17 protein-coding genes are annotated in these 18,836 nt (G+C 40.4%); 12 read left to right on the top strand and 5 right to left on the bottom strand.

Features of this window, described 5'->3' with window-relative positions; translation table 11 throughout:
- Positions 1-33: 33 nt before the first annotated feature.
- The 12 genes from BN986_RS17730 (at position 34) to BN986_RS17675 (ending at position 11,452) form a co-directional block, all read left to right on the top strand.
- Complete coding sequence (locus BN986_RS17730; protein ID WP_040982618.1) at positions 34-1,230, top strand: NAD(P)/FAD-dependent oxidoreductase; 1,197 nt, start codon at positions 34-36, stop codon at positions 1,228-1,230.
- A gap of 18 nt (positions 1,231-1,248) precedes the next feature.
- Positions 1,249-2,148, top strand: a complete 900-nt coding sequence (gene dapA / locus BN986_RS17725) for a 4-hydroxy-tetrahydrodipicolinate synthase (RefSeq protein ID WP_040982616.1) — start codon at positions 1,249-1,251, stop codon at positions 2,146-2,148.
- Positions 2,149-2,271: 123 nt separating this feature from the next.
- Positions 2,272-3,054: an aspartate/glutamate racemase family protein gene (locus tag BN986_RS17720; protein ID WP_040982614.1), complete on the top strand. Its 783-nt coding sequence runs from the start codon at positions 2,272-2,274 to the stop codon at positions 3,052-3,054.
- An 18-nt stretch (positions 3,055-3,072) separates the two neighbouring features.
- Positions 3,073-3,357, top strand: coding sequence for a (2Fe-2S)-binding protein (locus tag BN986_RS17715; RefSeq protein WP_040982612.1), 285 nt, complete (start codon positions 3,073-3,075; stop codon positions 3,355-3,357).
- On the top strand, positions 3,341-3,640 hold the full coding sequence (locus BN986_RS17710) for a (2Fe-2S)-binding protein (protein ID WP_040982610.1): 300 nt from the start codon (positions 3,341-3,343) through the stop codon (positions 3,638-3,640). The genes BN986_RS17715 and BN986_RS17710 overlap by 17 nt, the downstream gene beginning before the upstream one ends.
- Before the next feature lie 7 nt (positions 3,641-3,647).
- Positions 3,648-4,850 carry an NAD(P)/FAD-dependent oxidoreductase gene (locus BN986_RS17705; RefSeq protein ID WP_040982608.1) on the top strand — a complete coding sequence of 401 codons (1,203 nt, stop codon included), beginning with the start codon at positions 3,648-3,650 and terminating at the stop codon, positions 4,848-4,850.
- Positions 4,851-4,877: 27 nt separating this feature from the next.
- Positions 4,878-5,477, top strand: coding sequence for a short chain dehydrogenase (locus BN986_RS17700; RefSeq protein WP_040982606.1), 600 nt, complete (start codon positions 4,878-4,880; stop codon positions 5,475-5,477).
- A gap of 56 nt (positions 5,478-5,533) precedes the next feature.
- Positions 5,534-7,012, top strand: coding sequence for an alanine/glycine:cation symporter family protein (locus BN986_RS17695; RefSeq protein WP_040982604.1), 1,479 nt, complete (start codon positions 5,534-5,536; stop codon positions 7,010-7,012).
- 118 nt (positions 7,013-7,130) lie between these two features.
- Positions 7,131-7,811 carry an SDR family oxidoreductase gene (locus tag BN986_RS17690; protein WP_040982602.1) on the top strand — a complete coding sequence of 227 codons (681 nt, stop codon included), beginning with the start codon at positions 7,131-7,133 and terminating at the stop codon, positions 7,809-7,811.
- Positions 7,812-7,890: 79 nt separating this feature from the next.
- A complete protein-coding gene (locus BN986_RS17685) occupies positions 7,891-9,360 on the top strand; it encodes an alanine/glycine:cation symporter family protein (protein ID WP_040982600.1) in 1,470 nt (489 codons plus the stop codon).
- 90 nt (positions 9,361-9,450) lie between these two features.
- Positions 9,451-10,476, top strand: a complete 1,026-nt coding sequence (locus BN986_RS17680) for a proline racemase family protein (protein WP_040982598.1) — start codon at positions 9,451-9,453, stop codon at positions 10,474-10,476.
- Between the two features lie 556 nt (positions 10,477-11,032).
- Complete coding sequence (locus BN986_RS17675; RefSeq protein ID WP_040982596.1) at positions 11,033-11,452, top strand: hypothetical protein; 420 nt, start codon at positions 11,033-11,035, stop codon at positions 11,450-11,452.
- Positions 11,453-11,526: 74 nt separating this feature from the next.
- Here the strand turns inward: BN986_RS17675 and ileS are convergent, their stop codons facing one another.
- The 5 genes from ileS to BN986_RS17650 all read right to left on the bottom strand — a co-directional run bounded on the left by ileS (position 11,527) and on the right by BN986_RS17650 (position 18,812).
- Entirely contained in the window at positions 11,527-14,604 is a 3,078-nt protein-coding gene (gene ileS / locus BN986_RS17670) for an isoleucine--tRNA ligase (RefSeq protein ID WP_040982594.1), read from the bottom strand.
- Between the two features lie 669 nt (positions 14,605-15,273).
- Positions 15,274-16,050, bottom strand: a complete 777-nt coding sequence (locus BN986_RS17665) for an energy-coupling factor transporter transmembrane component T family protein (protein WP_040982592.1) — start codon at positions 16,048-16,050, stop codon at positions 15,274-15,276.
- Positions 16,047-17,624 (bottom strand): ABC transporter ATP-binding protein, encoded by a 1,578-nt coding sequence (locus tag BN986_RS17660; protein ID WP_052400876.1) that lies wholly within the window; start codon positions 17,622-17,624, stop codon positions 16,047-16,049. The genes BN986_RS17665 and BN986_RS17660 overlap by 4 nt, the downstream gene beginning before the upstream one ends.
- Complete coding sequence (locus tag BN986_RS17655) at positions 17,602-18,210, bottom strand: ECF transporter S component (protein ID WP_040982590.1); 609 nt, start codon at positions 18,208-18,210, stop codon at positions 17,602-17,604. The genes BN986_RS17660 and BN986_RS17655 overlap by 23 nt, the downstream gene beginning before the upstream one ends.
- Entirely contained in the window at positions 18,210-18,812 is a 603-nt protein-coding gene (locus BN986_RS17650) for a YkoF family thiamine/hydroxymethylpyrimidine-binding protein (RefSeq protein ID WP_040982588.1), read from the bottom strand. The genes BN986_RS17655 and BN986_RS17650 overlap by 1 nt, the downstream gene beginning before the upstream one ends.
- Between the last annotated feature and the right edge of the window lie 24 nt (positions 18,813-18,836).

The raw sequence follows: 18,836 nt of genomic DNA, 5'->3' as shown, positions 1-18,836 counted from the left end.
TCTATCAATCTATTTTTAAAAGGGGGTGGCAGATTGAATAGTTTTGATGTGATTGTTATCGGTGGAGGCATCATCGGTTCGAGCGTAGCTTATTATCTTTCTAAAGAAGGTTATCAAGTTGCTTTGGTAGAGAAAGGGGATATAGCTGCTGGAACGTCGAGCAGATGTGATGCGGTGGCACTTATTTGTGATAAAAAGCCGGGAATCGATACGGAAATTGGCTTTCGAAGTATCCAGCTTTATAAAAAGTTAGCAAAAGAATTCTCTTTTGACTTCGAGTTTTTCTCACGGGGAAGCTTATACGTTTGTGAAACAGACCAGGAATTAGAAGTCGCAAATGGGTATGTCAAGCAGCAGGCTGCTGCCGGTTATGATATGAAGATGGTAAGTAAAGAGGAGCTTCCCGATATCGAAAAGCATCTGGCGGATGATTTGGCAGGCGGTGTCTGGACAGAGGTTGACTCTACGATGAATCCATACCTTGTCTGTTATGCCTTTATTGAAGAAGCAAGAACATATGGTTTAGAAGTCTTTACTAACCAAGAGGTAAAGGAAATTACACAGGGACCGGATGGTTCAGTGGAGTCTGTAAAAACCAGCACCACGACGTTATATACGAAAAATGTGGTCAATTGTGCCGGTGTCTGGGCAAGTCATATTGGGGAGATGGTCGGGATAGACATTCCGATTCGGCCAAGAAAAGGAATGGTTCTTGTCACAGAGCGGACAGACAGGATCGTTCATCAAAAAGTACATGAGTTTGGCTACATGCTCTCTAAATTTGAAGATATCAATTACAAGAGAAATGTCAGTAAACTGGTAGAAGACTATAACATTGCTTTTACTATTGAACCGACAGAAGCAAGTAATTATTTGGTCGGCGGGCATCGCGCTTTTAAAGGCTATGATACAAGTGCGGAGCATGATGTGATGCGGGGAATTGCTGAACGGGCAACTCGTTTCCTGCCGATTTTAACGGATGTCAATTGTATTCGTGCTTACGCCGGCATCCGCCCGTGGGTAGTTGACCATTTGCCGATTGTATCGGAGGTAGATGAGGTGCCGGGCTTCTATATTGCAAGCGGTCATGAGGGCGATGGAATCAGCATGGCGCCAATTACCGGAAAGATGATGACAGAGCTTATTTCAGGAAAAGAAACCGAATTTAATATTGATCGCTTAAAATTTTCAAGATATAAAGCGCAAGAAGAAATATTACAAACTATTTAATTATTGGAGGAATGAATGATGTATAAACCAACTGGAATGATACCTGCAATGCCAACACCATTTAATGAGGACGGATCGATTAATTTTTCTGCCTATCAAGGCTTAATTAATCACCTGGTTGACGGCGGTGTACACTGCCTGCTTGCTGGAGGAAGCACAGGAGAGTATTCACTGATGTCACTAGAAGAAAGAAAGAGTCTATTAAAAGCAGCAGTAGAATATGCTGGCGGACGTGTGCCTATCATGGCAGGTACGAGCGCGCACCGCGAGGAAGAAACGCTGGAACTGACAAAATATGCAGCAGAGGTAGGGGCAGATTGTGCGCTTGTTGTAACGCCATATTATATGACAACAAGTGAAGAAGGGCTAAAAGCATATTATAAAAAATTAGCTGCCAAAGCAGGAATTGGAATTGTAATTTATCACTATCCTGCAGCAACTAATGTAGAGCTCTCCCCTGAATTTATTGCGGAGTTAAGTGAAGAGGAAGGAATTGTAGCAGTTAAAAATACAACAGATCAGGAGCATACCTGTAAAGTCATTGCTTTAACAAAGGATAACGATGACTTTACTGTATTAACTGGCTTTGAACACTTGATCCTGCCGACGTTATCTGTTGGTGGACACGGGGCAACTGGAATTATTCATAATCTGGTTCCAAAAGAAATTGTAGAAATGTATGAGTTATTTACAAAGGAAAAAGATATTGATGGCGCATTAGCTATCAATCAGCGTTTACTTCCGCTATATGATTATGTGGAAGCAGAGCCTGTACCGGGTCCTGTAAAAGCTGGTTTAGATATTATTGGTCTGGAAGGCGGAACGGTACGTAAACCATTAGTGCCAGCTTCAGACGAGTTAAAAGAGAAAATGAGTAAAACATTAAAAGAATTAGGCTATGAAGTGAAGCCAGTATAGTTTTAAGCAGGCATCAGCACAGAGAAAAACAGCATAAGAAAAGGCGTATACAAAGATGTATCTACTTATTTTGTTTTATTTCTCTGTGCTTCTGTTTTGAATTGAGATGATGGAGGAAAAAATATGGCGAGCAGCAGAGATCGAGAATATGGCTTTGTGAAATCGGATCACAGTCAACAAATTGAAATGAAAAAAGGGCAATATGTCGCAGGCTTCTCCGTAGGGATCCTTTTCCTGGATGATTGCTGGTACCCTGTATTACCTGGCAATGTAGCTAATTTATCCACCTATGATTTTCCTGTTGTTCCGCGAGTTGTTCCGAATTGTACGCAGGATAGAATTCACGTAGGAGACCCGACACTAGTGGATGATGTGATTCAAACAGCCCAGCAGCTGGAAAGAGAAGGAGCAAGAGTCATCTGCGGGGCATGCGGTTTCTTTGGAAATTATCAAAAGCAGGTTGCCGATGCTGTAGATATTCCGGTTTTTATGTCAAGCGTAGTCCAGATTCCATGGATTAAAACAGGGTTAAAAGGTCATCAGCGTATCGGCATGCTCACAGCAGACAGCGATGGCATAACGGAAAGTTTATTTGATAGCTGTGGAGTGACCAATATAAAGGATGTCGTAGTAAAAGACTTGGGGAAATTACCGGAATTCTCTGCCATCGTAGAAAGCAGAGGAAGCTTTGATAACGGAGTAGTCAGAGAAGAGGTTGTACAAGCAGCAAAAGAACTGGTGGAAGATAACCCGGATATTGGAGCGATTTTGCTGGAATGCAGTGATCTGCCTCCGTATGCCGCTGCAATTCAACAAGCGGTCGGATTGCCGGTCTTTGACTTTATCACCATGATTCGCTGGGCGCATATGGCTACGGCTCAGAAACCGTATTATGGTTTTATTTAAAACAAAGGAGGAGTATGGATGGCGGATGAAAATATCATCATTTGCAGATGTGAAGAGGTAACACTAAAAGAAATTAATCAGACGATAGATCATTACCATTGTTCCTCTCGTGAAGTGAAGCTGAGAACAAGAGCAGGCATGGGATATTGTGGAGGAAGAACATGCCGGAGCATGATTGATCAAATTGTTCAGTCTCATGAAGCTGCTCCAAAGACAGATGAAATTTCTCTCAGCTATCGTCCGCCGGTTAGACCAGTATCGTTTGGTACGTTGGGAGGAATGGATCTTGTCAGCGAGGATTGAAGATCACCCAGTTTTAGGGTCGTTATCGAATAATACGAAATTAACTTTTACGTTTAATCATCAAACGGTGGAAGCACTTGAAGGAGATACAATTGCTTCTGCTCTATTAGCAGAAGGATATCAGGAATTAAGAAAGCATGATGTGAGTGGAAACGGCAGAGGAATCTATTGTAATATCGGTCATTGCTTTGAATGCAGGGTTCAACTGGAGGACAGACAGGTTGTCCGCGCTTGTGTAACCGCTGTTAAGGATGGGATGGCTGTTTATTCTTTAAGGAAGTGATGGGTTTATGTGGAATCTGGTGATTATCGGTGCAGGGCCTGCAGGATTAACGGCAGGAATAGCAGCTGCAGAAAATGGAGTCGCCGTTAAAGTGATCGATGAATTTCCCCGCCCGGGGGGCAGATTGTTAGGACAATTGCATGAAGAGCCGAACGGAGAGTGGTGGAATGGAATGAAAGAATCAGAAAACCTGGAACAGAGAGCTGTATCTCTGGGTGTGGAAGTAGAATGTGAAACATCTGTTTATAATCTGGAAAAGATAGAAACAGGATGGAGAATTTATACTTCTAACGGAATCATAGATACCGTACATCTGCTTTTGGCAACTGGTGCCAGTGAGACACATATTCCATTGTCAGGTTGGACATTGCCGGGAGTCATGTCGATTGGAGCAGCACAGGTTATGGGAAACGTGCACAGAGTAAAACCTGGGAATACTTGTATTATTATCGGCGCAAATGTATTATCCATGGCCATTGCTAATGAGTTAAAACTATGCGGGGTGGATGTGAAGGCCATTATTTTGCCAGTAACTGAACAGATAGAAAAGGAAGCGGGTCAGCCTCAAGAAGTTTTGGCATCTTTAATGCGTTTGACACACCTGGCTCCTTCTCCTTTACTGAAGCAGCTGGGAAAGCTGGGAAAACGTGTGCCAGTAAGCTTTGCCACAAAGTTTTATCCAAGTAGTGGATTGAAAATGAACGGTATTCCGATTAAATTGAAAACTGCTGTTACAGAGATTATTGGGGAAGATGTTGTTGAAGGAGTGAAAACCGTAAAAATTAACACAGCAGGCGAACCTGTTCCGGGAACGGAAAAAATGGAAGCAGCAGATGTGGTATGTATTTCAGGTGGGCTGACTCCAATGGCAGAATTGGCTTCTGTTGCCGGTTGTTCTTTTAAATACGTGGAAGCATTAGGAGGACATATTCCTGTTCATAATGAAAAAATGGAAACGACGCTGCCTGATTTATATGTATCCGGCAATATAACAGGAGTAGAAAGCTCCAAAGTGGCTATGGCACAAGGAGAAGTAGCCGGATTAACGATTGCATCGAAAGTAATCGGAAGCAGTCCGGCACTAACAGAAAACATTGAGCATGCGGTTCAAAATGTAGAAAAGGTAAGAGCAGCCGCACTCATTCAATTCCATCCAGAAATTGAGAAGGAAAGAAAAACATTATATCAAGATTATCAACAAAATGCTTAAAATCAAGAAAGTAAGGAGACATGTCATATGAAAATACTATTAGTAGGAGCAACTGGATCAATCGGCGAGGTAGCATATGAGGAATTAAAGAATGACGCAGAAATCATCCAAGCGAGCCGAAATTCTTTGGAATACCCGATAGATATTACTTCAGAAGAAAGCATAAAAGCACTGTTTGAAAAAGTAGGCGAGGTAGATGCGATTATTTGTGCAGCAGGATCTGCGCATTTTGCAACCGTAGATGAACTGACACCGGAGCAGAATATGATTGCCGTAAACAGTAAACAGCTTGGGCAAGTGAATTTAGTATTAATCGGCCTGCACTATCTGAAGGATCATGGAAGTATTACACTGACAACGGGTGTACTGATGGATGATCCGCTAAAAACAGCATCCTCTTCTGCGATGGCAAATGGCGGGGTATCGGCATTTGTGAAATCAGCCGCGATTGAAATGCCGCGTGGAATCCGGATTAATCATGTTAGTCCATCGATGGTTGAGAAGTCAAAAGAGAAGTATGGAAAGCTATTCCAGGGATTCCAACCTGTTTCGTCTGAGCGAATTGGTTTAGCTTATCGTAAAAGTGTATTTGGCGCGCAGACTGGACAGGCGTATAACGTATATTAATAGATTTTGTATAGGGTCTAAAATAATTTAGGCCCACCATAAGCAAGGGGGATACTATGGGCGAATTTATAGGCCGATTAAATGATATTGTATGGAGTCCGGCATTAGTTATTTTAATCCTGGCGCTGGGGTTGTTTTTCACGATAGCTACTCGATTTATTCATTTTAGGTATATAAAAGATATGTTTATACTTACATTTACTGGAGGTAAATCAGAAGCGGGTATTTCGTCGTTTCAGGCATTGTCGATGTCGCTAGGAAGCAGAATCGGTATTGGTAATATAGCTGGGGTAGCAACTGCTATAACACTAGGGGGACCAGGCTCTATATTCTGGATGTGGATTTTAGCTTTTTTCTCTGCCAGTATCGCTTTTATTGAAACGACACTCGCACAGGTTTATAAAGTGAAACAAGATGGTGAATACCGTGGAGGCGTCCCGTATTATATTGACAAAGGGTTAAAGAAAAAATGGTTTGCTATCCTTTTTGCTATAGTGACCATGATATCCATGACACTGCTTGTCCCAGGTATTCAAGTAAATACTATTGCCCTTTCATTGGATGATGCATTTGGAATAACTCCGGCAATAACAGGTATATTTCTTGTCATCTTACTTGCTGCTGTTATTTTTGGCGGGGTAAAAAGAATCGCAAAAACAGCTGAAACAATTGTTCCGGTTATGGCCATTGGTTATATCATTGTTTGTCTTGTCATTCTAGCTGTTAACTTTACGGCAATTCCAGATGTGCTTTCATTAATTGTGTCCAGTGCCATCAATCCAGATGCTGCATTTGGAGGTATCATAGGTTCGGCAATTGTTTGGGGCGTACAAAGAGGTGCATTTTCGAACGCTGCCGGTTTTGGCAGTGAAACGTTTGAAACAGGAGCAGCAGAAGTATCACATCCTGTTAAACAAGGGTTGGTGCAAGCGTTATCTGTATATATTACTACCTTGGTAATCTGCTCCGCTACCGCATTTATGGTCTTAATTACAGGAATGTATAATGTTCAATTAGGTGATGGGACCATGGTCGAGAATAATATTGGTGCGGTTGAAGCAGGTTCTAATAATGTACAACTAAGCGTGGAAACGATTTTACCCGGGCTTGGTGGTCCTTTCGTTGCGGTCGCTATATTTTTCTTTGCCTTTACCAGTCTGATTACGTATTCCTATAAAGCAGAGACAAGTCTTGCTTATCTTAATCGAAACCGAAAAAAGAAGCTGTTATGGCCGTTAACAGTATTGAAATGCGGGCTCTTAATTACAGTATTATATAATAGTACAAATTCCGCTGCTCTGGCATGGAGTTTTGGCGATTTAGGATTTGGTGTGATGGCTTGGTTGAATATGATCGCATTGATATTTTTAACAAAACCAGCTTTAAAAGCAGTGAAGGATTATGATAAGCAGAAGAAACAAGGGAAAGATCCAGTATTTGATTCTGAGAAAGCAGGAATAGAAAATGCGGATTTTTGGAAATCGGAACAAAAAGAAAGTGCCCAGCCGGCGAAAAAAGATCGAAAAGTTGTTTAGATTAATGTAAGCGTTTGCTAGTTAAATCCATTTTTGTTCGAATGGGCTTAAGTGCATTTTAAGGTACGCCTTGTAAAGTGGACAAGTCCAACAGATGTATAAGGAGTGGTTTTGCTTTATGAAAACAGCAGTTATTACAGGGGCTGGAAGCGGATTAGGTTCAGAATTAGCATATGCTTTTTCGAAGCTTGATTATAAGGTATGTCTGTTAGGCAGAACCCGCTATAAATTAGAGAAAATATCCCGAAACATGAAAGGAAAATCTTCTATTTATGAAGTAGATATTGCAGACCCCTTGAGTGTTGCGGAAGTGTTCAGGGAAATATATGAATCACATGATAATGTAGATTGTCTAGTAAATAATGCAGGGGTTGGCATTTTTAAAACACTGGATGATATCAATAACAGGGAAATAGATTTGTTGATTGATACAAATATAAAAGGAGCAATTTATTGCACCAAAGAAGTTTTGCCGGATATGCAGCGCAGGAATAAAGGAGATATTTTAAATATCATTTCCAATTCTGGAAAAACTGCAAAAGCACATGAAATCATTTATAGCGCCAGTAAATTTGGAATGCGGGGGTTTTCGGAAGCTCTGACGGATTTAACGAAAGACACAAATATTAGAGTACTCGCTGCATACATGGGAAATATGGATACCAGCCTTTGGCGTGAGGATGAACCAGAAGAACTTAAAAGCTATGCAAGTCCAAAAGATGTGACGAAAATAATTATGGATCACTTCCTTGATAGAGAAAGCATTTTTAGTTCAGACATAGAGATAGACAACCAATAGAATCGCATGACTTTAGATAACTACAAAGAATGGAGAAATCAGTAAGATTAAATATCTGAAATAGATAAGGGAGAGTTATATGAGTGCATTGATAGATTGGTTAAGCGGAGCTGTCTGGAATCAGTATTTTATTTTCAGTTTTTTAGTGATTGGTTTGATATTTACAATTATTACTAGGTTTGTACAAGTGACACATTTAAAAGATATGATAAAGCTAATGTTTGTGAGAAAATCATCTGAATCTGGAGTATCTTCCTTCCAGGCCATTTCTATGTCACTTGGCAGCAGAATAGGAACTGGTAATGTTGCAGGAGTTGCAACAGCGATTACACTTGGAGGGCCCGGAGCAGTATTTTGGATGTGGGTCATGTCTTTCTTTGGAGCAGCGACAAGTTTTATTGAAATTACATTATCACAGGTTTATAAAAGTAAGATTAATGGTGAGCTCCGTGGTGGTACACCATATTTTATTGAAAAAGGACTTGGATTTAGAACATTAGGCATTGTTTTTGCAATATTAACAACTTTGGCAACTGGATTTTTTCTAATGAATATCCAATCTAATACCATTGCAGCTTCGATGGAAGGAGCTTTTGGAATTCCGCCATATATCATTGGTATTATTTTAGTTCTTTTAATGGGGCTATGCGTGTTTGGTGGAGTAAAAAGAATTGCTAGAGCCGCAGAATATTTAGTACCTTTTATGGCAATTGGTTATATCATCGTCTGTATCATTATTTTAGGATTTAATTTTCAAGCTATTCCAGATTTATTTTCATTGATTATATCAAGCGCTTTTGGTGCAGAAGCAACATTTGGCGGTATGGTTGGGGCGGCTATATCGTGGGGAGTTCAAAGAGGGTTTTTCTCTAATGCGGCAGGTGCAGGTTCAGAAACTTACGAAGGGGCTGCTGCTGAAGTATCGCATCCAGCAAAGCAAGGATTGGTTCAGGCGCTGGCTGTATATGTAGATACGTGGATTATCTGTTCGGCAACTGCTTTTATGATTTTAATTACAGGGATGTACAATGTTGAAGGAGCAGCATCTGTTGTCAATGTTCCCGGTGTAGAAGCTGGATCAGTAAATGTGCAACTTGCAGTAGACACAGTATTACCAGGATTTGGATCTGCTTTTATGGCAATTGCCTTATTTTTCTTTTGCTTTACAACTATGATAACTTACTATTACAAGACTGAATCTAGTGCTACCTATATCATTGGCCATTCCAATAAAAATGAAAAAGTATTTTTATTCCCATTGCGTATAGGTATTCTTATTTTTGCTTTTGTTGGTGCAGTTGTTTCCGCGTCTACAGCATGGGCAATGGGAGATATTGGATTAGGAAGTATGGCGTATTTGAACTTAATCAGTACGTTGCTATTGTCTGGGGTAGCATTGAAGGTTTTAAAGGACTATAAAGAACAGAAAAAAGCAGGTAAAGATCCTGTCTTTGATCCAGTAAAGTTAGGAATTAAGAATGCAGATTATTGGGAAACAAGGGAAGAGGAAAGTTCTCAACCATCTAAAAGCGGAACTAAAGTTATTTAAAGTATTGAAAGCGTTTCCTTTATTGATTGGAATACTTTAACTATATAAAGGCAGCATCATATTCAAATTGTTCACTGAAGGAGAAGGTTTATGAAATGGTCGCGTAAAATTGATGTAGTTGGCGCTCACGCAGAAGGGGAAGTAGGCAACGTGGTAGTAGGAGGTATCCCGCCTATACCTGGTGATACAATGTTCGAAAAAAAAGAATACTTCGAAAAAAATATGGATGATATCAGAAAACTATTACTTTTTGAACCCCGCGGCGGTCCGTTCCATAATGCAAATATTCTTGTATCTCCTACTCATCCGGAAGCAGATATGGGCTATATTATTTTAGAAAGCACAGAATATCCACCAATGTCAGGTTCAAATACAATTTGTGTAGCTACTGTTTTATTGGAAAATGGGATACTTTCTATGAAAGAACCTGTCACTGAATTAGTTCTGGAAGCTCCTGGAGGACTCATTAAAGTAACGTGTGCATGCGAAGATGGAAAAGTAAAGAAGGTAGAGTTAACAAATGTTCCTGCTTTTCCAATCCATTTGAATACCGTTGTGAATGTTGAGGGAATAGGAGATATTAATGTTGACACCTCTTATGGAGGAATGATGTTTGCGCATGTTAATGCACAGGAGTTAGGATTTAATATTACACCCGATGAAGCACATGAAATGTGTTTAGTCGGGCAAAAAATTAAAAAGGCCGTTAATGAACAGTTAACGGTTGTTCACCCAGAGAATCGCAAAATTCGCAATGTGTCTAATATTATTTTTGAAGGACCCTCAAAACGTTCTCAAGCAGGTGTCACCAGTAAAAATGGTACGGTTGTTTTACATGGAAGAATGGACAGATCACCATGTGGTACTGGAACCAGTGCACGTTTGGCAGTAATGTATGCAAAGGGGTTAATTGATGTTCATGAGGAATTTGAAAATGAATCGATTACTGGAACCAAATTTAATAGTAAAATCATATCCCTTTCTAAAGTTAAAGATAAAGATGCCGTCGTCCCAAAACTATCAGGCCAGGCATGGATAACTGGCTTAATAAATCTGAGAGTGGATCCTACAGACCCGATTCAATCCGGACATCAAGTTAGTGATATTTGGTTTTAATACCTGGATAAATTAGTTCAAGCTGATGATTAATTACAATGTGAAACGATATATGAATTTATAATTTAAAGAAAAAGGTGTTCAGTACGTTGCATCAACAGGAGTTTTTAGCGTATTGATTAGGGATTAGACATTTGAACCTGAAAATATAATGTTAGAGTAAACGAAATTATTCCAGGAATCATATTAACCAGCTTAATTGGCGGACGTTTAAATAAATGTTACTTATTATTCTTATATGCTGTTTAAAACGTGCAAGGGTCATGTTATTTTTAGATGCCTCTTGCACATTTTTTTCTATCTTTAAAGTAAAAGTAATTAAATTCTCACATTTGTATAGAAGAAACAGGTACAATGGATATAAAACGAAACTTCACTCAGTGGGAGTTTTTGTTCTTCTCCCACTGCGTTAGCCTGAGTGATTCAGGGAGTTAGCTCACCTGATCTCCCGCCTAAATAAATTTATTTTCACGCTTTATTCTGAGGCGAGAGTTTTACGGACGCTTCTCCGTGATAAATAAGTATAAACTATTCATTTAAAAACAGAGGTGTCTCCATGGAGTTTATCGGTATTTTAATTACTGCTGGTATTGTCTATTTCTTATACAAAAAAGGGGTGATAAAAAATATTCGATTTCCCGTTATCAAAGTTGGATTTGTTACCAATCACCTGAAAAACAAACAGTTACGCATCCGCTATAAAAAATTTAATGGTATTTCCAATCATATTTTTGTTGTAGGCACAAATCAAAATGTGCACTTTGATTATGATGTTGTGGTAGAAGAGGGATCGCTTGAATTAACATTCAGGCAGCGAAGGGATGTCGTTTTCCATAAAGAATTTTATCATAGCGAAAAGGGATCTTTTTCTTTTACATCTTCACGAAAGAACTGTATGTTACTTGTTACTGGAAAACATACAAAAGGATGTTGTCATGTGGAATTGGATAGAGCAGATGAAGAAATCGCCAATTAGATTCTCCTCCCATTTTTATTAGTAACACAAGAAAAAGGTAGATCACCTATCATGTCAGATCTACCTCTTTCCGATTAATCCTGAATAAATAATGCTACCTCATGTCCTTCTACTTCAAAATACTTCATATCTGTCTTTTTCTCAAACTGAATGGAATCCAGAATAAGGTGCTGATGCACGAGCTGATCAAACTTTGTTAAAATGTGCTGTGAAGCAGTATCTGTATCCACAAATAACTGCACACGCTGTTCAACAGGCAAATTTAACGCTTTACGATAGGTCTGCACAGCACGAACAAATTCTCTGACAAAACCTTCTTCTTTTAATTCCTCCGTTAAGCGGATATCTAATAGTGTCATAAACATATTTCCTTCCACTAATACAAAACCGTCTGTTCCTTCCTTTTCAATCAGCACATCCTCTGTTGATAAAGTCATTATTTCACCGGATTGCAGTGTAAAAGGATATTCCTTGTCTGCGATAAATTTTTCTTTTTCAGGATGATCTAAAGCTTCTACTTTATTTTTTAATTCACCAACAGCCTTGCCGACCTTTGGACCAGCAACAGAAAAGTTTAATTTGAAGGCGAAATGCAAGTACTGATAATCCATCTTCTTAAATGACACAGCTTTGACATTCAACTCTTCTTTAATAATCGATTTGTAGTTGTCTAAAGCTGACAGATCAAAGTCCGTTTTTGGCATTACGATCAGTTGAGATAATGGCTGCTTGGTTTTAATGCCAGCTGTATTTCGAAGAGAACGCCCTTGCTCGATAATCTGTAATATAGCGTCCATATCCTTTTCCAGTTCTGCGTCAATTTGGGTTTGATCCGTTTTTGGGAAATCAGATAAATGGACACTCGTTCCGGTTAAATTAGTGTAAATATCTTCTGTCACAAATGGTGTGTAAGGTGCCATTATTTGTGAGAGTTTAGTCAATACTTCAAATAGAGTATGGAACGCTGCACGTTTATCCTCCGTCATTCCTTCACTCCAGAAGCGTTGCCGGGAACGTCTGATATACCAGTTGCTGAGTTCATCAATAAACAATGCAATGGCTCTCGCTCCTTTGGTAATATCATAGGCATCTAAACTTTGAGTAACTTCCTGGATCACGGTATTTAAACGGGAGAGCACCCATTTGTCGAGCATGGTTGGATTACCTGCTCTACCTTTTTCCGGTTGAAAGTTATCGATTTTGGCATACATCTGATAGAAGGAATACACATTTAGAAGTGTATCCAACACTTTTGATTTGGCCTGGCTGACTGTCTTTTTGGAAAAACGTTTGTTATTCCAGGGAGAACTGTCAGCAAGCAAAGCCCATCTGAGTGCATCCGCACCAAATTCATGGATTAAATCAATCGGTGATAAGGCATTCCCTTTACTTTTAGACATTTTCTGTCCGTTTTCATCTAAGATATGCCCCAGCGAAAGCACACGTTTGTACGGCGATTTTCCAGTGAATAAGGTGGATACGGCTAATAAACTGTAGAACCAGCCTCTTGTTTGATCAACTCCTTCAATGACAACATCAGCAGGGTATTGACTTTGAAATAATGCTTCATTTTCAAAAGGATAATGATATTGCGCAAAAGGCATGGAGCCACTGTCAAACCAAACATCGATCACTTCGCTGGTCCGGTGCATCTTTCCTCCACAGGCACAAGCAAAGTGGATGTGATCTACATAAGGCTTATGCAATTCAATATTTTCAGGGACTGGATCGATAGACAGCTCTTTTAATTCTTTGATGGAGCCCGGGGATTTCTGTACACCACAGTCTTCACAAACCCAGACATTTAGTGGTGTACCCCAATAGCGGTTCCGTCCGATATTCCAATCAACCATATTCTCTAAGAAGTTACCGAATCTGCCATCTTTTATATGAGCAGGGAACCATTCCACCCCTTGATTATTTTCTATCATCTTTTCTTTGACCGCAGTTGTCTTAATAAACCATCCTTCCATCGCATAATAGAGAAGGGGCGTATCACAGCGCCAGCAATGCGGATAGCTGTGTTCGTATTTTTCTTTAGCAAACAGAAGACCATTTTCAGCAAGCATTTTGATAATCTCTACATCACAGTCTTTCACAAATTTTCCTGCAAGCGGTGTGATTTCTTCTTGATAGCGGCCTTTTGTATCGACAACATGAATAAAATCAAGTTGATTCTCCTGAACCGCTTTATAATCATCTTCTCCATGTGCCGGTGCTACATGAACAACGCCCGTTCCACTTGCATCTGTTACAAAATTTGCGCCAATCACTACATGCCCATTCGAAACATTTACAAAATCAAATGGGGGATAGTAGGACAATCCAATTAAATCCTTGCCTTTGATCACTTCTAAGGTTTTATAATCGTTCTGCATCACATCCTGGACTAATGATTTTGCTACAATATATATTTCATTTCCTTGCTGTACGCGCAGGTAATCCATTTCCGGATTAACAGCGAGCGCCACATTAGCTGGAAGTGTCCAAGGCGTTGTGGTCCAGCCTAACAGATATTCATGATCTTTTCCTTTGATCTGAAACTTGGCAGTAGCAGATAGATCAGTAACATCTTTATACCCTTGAGCTACTTCGTGAGAGCTTAGAGATGTCTCACAATGCGGACAATAAGGAACAACACGGTGACCCTGATATAAATAATCTTTCTTATGAATGTCAGAAAGGATATGCCAGACGGATTCGATATAGTCATTATTCCATGTGACATAAGGATTCTCCATATCTACCCAATACCCAAGCGCATCGGTGAATTGCTTCCACTCATTTTCGTAGGTAAAGACGCTTTCTTTACATTTGGCGATGAAATTCTCAATACCATATTCCTCAATCTCTTCCTTGCCGCGGATATTTAGTTGTTTTTCTACTTCCAGTTCAACAGGCAATCCATGCGTATCCCAGCCTGCTTTTCGTAAAACCTGATAGCCGGACATGGTTTTATATCTTGCTACAAAGTCCTTGATGGTCCGGCCAAGGGCGTGACCAGCATGTGGCAGGCCATTTGCTGTCGGCGGTCCTTCGTAAAAGACGAAGGTTTCTTGGCCTTCTCTGTTGGAAATAGAGCGCTGGAAAGTATGATTTTTTTCCCAGTCTTCCCGGATTCTTGTTTCACGTTCTACACTTGATTCCTTCATTTTTTTCACCTCATTATAAAATGAACTTTTACTCAGTGAGGGTTTTCGGGCAATTCACTGTGCTAAATTAAAAACTCCCGATTCTACGCAGAGAGAATCGGGAGGCTTACATTCTTCATAAAAAATAAAAAACCATCATAAGTAGTGGTTTTTGGAATGGATTTTCACTACGTACTATCATACGCGTTCTAGATATCGGTAGAATGCCGTCAAAGTTTAATATACTGTCTAGTTCCAAGTGCCAAACTTTAGAGATTTCACGTCACGCCCTACGATAAAGAAGGCTTACTGATTGGCAAGCCGGCAGGCGCAGACAGAAGTGAAGCCGCACTTATGCCCTTGGGTGAAAGTCAACATCGGTTCGTCACCTCACCGTGTTTCCTTTATCTCAAGAATAAAGGAAGTTCGACTAAAGTCGAACCACCCCCAAAAACCGGGGGCGCAATCTCTACGTTTTAAAACGGGCACTTTCCACTTTTCTTTTCAACTTTGCTTCTCAGGGAGGATTTTCATTATCTTTCTTAACGTTGACTTTCAGCATAGCATCAACTCTCTGTAGATAAGAGGGGATAATTACTCTTTCCCGTCATTGAATTTGGATATTAAATTAACAACAATCCTAACCGATTAAAAATGAAAAGTCAACTTTTGAATGTGCACGATAAACGATTAACCCTGCCCGATCAGGCGAAGAAATCCAAGCTGATCCGATATAAAGAAGGCGAAACATAAGGCGACGAACATGGAAATTAAGAAAATCCAGTCTTTTTTTGAAACGGTTAATTTGTGATAAAAGGTACGGTTGCGTTCCCCGGTAAACCCTTTAGATTCCATTGCAATCGCCACCCGCTCTGCCTTTCGAATCGAACTGGCAAGCAGCGGGATAATATATTGTTTGTTGTTCTGCCATTTTTGACGAAGCCCTTTTGTTCGCTGTACTCCGCGTATTTGATGTGCTTGCCTGATTAAGTTAAGCTCTGTTTTAAAGGTAGGCAGAAAACGGTAACCTGCTAAAATACCATAGGTCAGTTTAGGGGAGAGCTTTGCCTGCTGCATTAAACTGAGCATAAATTTAGTCGGATCCGTCGTCAGGGCAAATAACAAGGATAATGAGATAAAGCATAACGAGCGTAATGCCAGGCTGATTCCAACTTGAAAGCTTCCGGAGGTGATCTCGAACCATAGAAACTGAAATACTACCGGACCGGTATTGTAAGATTCATCGGTATAAAGCATCGTCATCCAAGCCAGACCGATAGCAAATAGAGAAAGCGGAACAAAAAACAATAGCCATTTTTTTAATGTTATATTAGTGAAAAATAAAGTTAGCATCAATATATATATCAAGAAAATAAGCGGCGTGATCATATCGAAAGCGAAACTTAACAGAATGCCTGGAACCAAAACAGCAATTGCTTTTATTGTGGGATTGACTGATTGGATCATAGCATGCTCGCCACCTTGTTAGGGAAGCGCTTATGGTAAGGCGCTCTAAGTCTTGCCTTATTTAAAAGCGGCGTCTGTTCCCATAAATGATCAGGAGCCCCATCAAAAGCAATGCCGCCTTCGTTCAATACAACTGCCCGTTGGCAATGTTGGGCAACTAATTCCATATCATGGGTGACGATCACGACAGCAGTTCCTTGCTCTCTCAAGCTGTGAATAATATCCAGCAACTCCTTGGTCGTCTGATGATCCTGCCCGTACGTTGGTTCGTCAAAGAATAATAGATCAGGGGTTTCATCCAACATGGTTGCCACACTTAAGCGCCGCTTCTGACCGCCGCTTAACATAAAAGGATTACGATCCTGATGCTTTTCTAAATGTAATAATTTCAATAAGGCAGAAGCTCTGCTCTCCAATTGTTTTGCTGACATGTCATTTAATTGCATACCAAATGTTATTTCTTGATAAACGGTGTCGCGTATAAACTGATGTTCTGGCTGTTGAAAAACAAAACCGGTCCGTTTTCTTAATTCATGTTCTGACCAAGCATTTAGATTTTTCTGATGTAAGGTTATCTGACCGCCCTGAGGTTGTTTTAATCGTGTGAGCAATTGTAGTAATGTGGATTTGCCCGCACCATTCTCACCTAAGATGGCCATTAATTCACCTGGATAAATAGAAAAGGACACATGATTTAAGATCGATTGTTTTTTATATTGAAAAGCGAGCTGATCAATATCCATAAGAGGTGCTGAATCGTATTCATGAATGGCTGGTAAAGCTTGCTTCTGTTCTTCCCGATAGGCCGGCGGAAAGGCAATATGATGTGAACGCAGTTCCTCCTGATAGGCTGAAAAAACCGTAGCTGGCTGATCATCAATAACCACTTGACTGGCATGGTTTAAAACCAGCATCCGATCTGCATAATCCACCCAATCTTCAGCTTGATGTTCAATGACCAGCACCCCTTGCTGCAATTCCTTTTGAAGTCGCATAATGTCTTCAATGAATTCAAGTCTGGAAACTGGATCTAAATTGGCTGTTGGTTCATCTAAAATTAAATAATCCGGTTCCATAAGCAATACGGAGGCCAAGGCAATTTTCTGCTTCTGTCCTCCTGATAAATCATGGATTTTATGATAGAGAAAATCTTGCATGCCTACCTGTTTTAGTGCTGTTAAGATACGCATATACATTTCTTCTCCAGGTATGGCCATGTTTTCTAAGACAAAAGCTAATTCATCCTCGACACGAATCATACAAAATTGACTCTCTGGATCCTGAAAAACAATGCCGACCTTTTGGTTAAGCTTGCCTTTTGCATAATCTTGTGTGGCTTTTCCTTGAAAAAGAATTTCCCCTTTGGCTGTTCCTTCCACTGCTTCAGGGTATTGACCATTAAGGCAGAGGGCAAGGGTGCTTTTGCCTGCACCGCTCGCCCCCATTAATAGAGTAACTTCATCCGCATAAAGAGAAACAGTAAGCTGGTTGATAACGGCTTCTGCCTGATCTTGATAGAAAAAAGAAAAGTCCTTCAATTGAAATAAAGGGTTACGATGCGCTTGATTGCTCATGTCGCTTCTGCCTCTCCTTTCCTAACGGGTAACCGCTCAGTGCTCCTGTAGCTGCTAATTGATCGGCGATATATTTTCCTAATAAACCGGCAATCAGCGCACCACTAATAACACGGGTAATAAACATAGCGATAACAAGCCAGTTCGCATAGGCGTCATACCCGGACATAAAGTAAGCATAAGGAAAGCTTACCGTGGCTGCTAACATACCTGACAGGATCAAAACCCGCAGGCGATAATCTTTCCACCTTGTGACAGCGAAGCCAAGTTCTGCGCCAAGACCTTGTACCATACCGGATAAAATCAAAGTTGGTCCTGCAGTAGAGCCGACTAACACCTCTGTTAGTGCTGCAATGGTCTCTGAGGTAAAAGCTACCCCGGGTTTTCGAATAATATAAGCAGCAATAATCGAGACAATAAACCAGACACCAAAGATGAGCTCATAGCTTAGCGGTCCCAAGCCGAACGGCGTCAAGACACCGTAAAGCACATTTCCCACTCCGAAAAAAGCAAGGTAGATCAGTCCAAAAACAACTCCAAGAATGGACATCAAAACGATATCTTTCAATTTCCATTGTTTCATGATTATTGCTCCTGTTCTTTTTGATTAGAAGGGCTGTTTGCTGAAATCGTAAACGTCATCGTCACATGTGAAACCACCTCTTGCACCTGCTCGAAGGATTGCTGTAAAACGCGGAAAATATCATGCACATCTCCGTCTAATCTTGTAGCATAATGAGCGTGGCTAACAGACACTTCCGTAGTTTTGGACCAATCGATCTGTTGATATATTTTTTCCATATAATCTTCCTCGCCTAAAGGATAAAGAGAGAATTTACATCCGGCTTGCTGCTGAACCTCTTTCGAAGAGGATTCATTCATCAGCTCGTTACTCTCGTCCATATAGACATCAGCTGATGAGTCGCCAGGGCAGCCGATAGAATACGTGCCGCTCATTGCCACATGCTTCCCTGTCTTGGCAGCATGAAGAAAAAGCGCTTTTGTAACGTCAAAAATATGCACTCTTTTGCCTCTGATACATGTCGTTACATCATCGGTTGATTTCCATACCTTGGACATATCGACTTCTTCTAATGTTGATAAAATAACCTCCGCAAAATCATCGCTCATCGGAAACAGCGTAAATTGACACCCTGCAATTCGACTTGTACCACATTCGATCGTCATTTCCATACCTCCAATAATATTTAT

Source organism: Oceanobacillus jeddahensis (assembly GCF_000750635.1).
Taxonomy (GTDB): Bacteria; Bacillota; Bacilli; order Bacillales; family Amphibacillaceae; genus Oceanobacillus; species Oceanobacillus jeddahense.
This window is presented reverse-complemented; position numbering and strand designations above follow the sequence as displayed.